This is a genomic window from Streptomyces sp. SID13726 (assembly GCF_010548375.1).
Taxonomy (GTDB): Bacteria; Actinomycetota; Actinomycetes; order Streptomycetales; family Streptomycetaceae; genus Streptomyces.
In genome coordinates, this window is record NZ_JAAGLY010000176.1 from 1 (window position 1) to 593 (window position 593).

Consider the following 593-nt stretch of genomic DNA (forward strand, 5'->3'; position numbering starts at 1 on the left):
CGACGCGTTGCGGGCACGCCAGGTCCCGTTGTCTACGGCAGTCCAGGTGAGCATGTTCATGAGCGCTGGTTGCGGGTCGGACGGCGGTCCGGTCTCTCGTCGGTCGAGCGGTAGTTCCCCCTGTCCGTCGTCCGGTGACCCACCCGCAGCGTACGCTGCCCGTCCCGCGGGCGTGTCCACCCTGGGGAGGAGATCACCCGTCGGGCACGTCACACCGCCCGGACCGACGATGCGGCCGGCGTGCCGCACTCCGCTACCCTGCACGAGCCGCCCGCGACGAGAGGACCCGTCCGATGTCCCACCCCACCGACCCGAACGAGCCGGTCGACGACCACACCGTCATGCGGCCGCCGCGACGGTACGGGGACGACGGCGGGACGAACCCGGGCGGGCCGGGCGCCTCCGCCCCCGGCTACGGGTACCCCCACGCGCAGGCGCCGTACGACACCGACCCCTACGGCACGGGAGGTCGCCGGGGCCCCGGGCAGCAGGGCGACCAGCACGCGACGCTCCCGCCCGCGGAGACCGGGGCGACCTGGCCGCCCGCAGGGACGGCGCCGGGCTACGCGCCGCCGCCACCGCCCCCCGGCCCG

Annotated in this window: 1 pseudogene; it reads left to right on the forward strand. The window is 76.4% G+C overall.

Going from position 1 to position 593, the window contains the following annotated elements:
* Window positions 1-293: 293 nt before the first annotated feature.
* Window positions 294-593, forward strand: a pseudogene (locus G3I78_RS47015) (hypothetical protein); the annotation flags it as partial.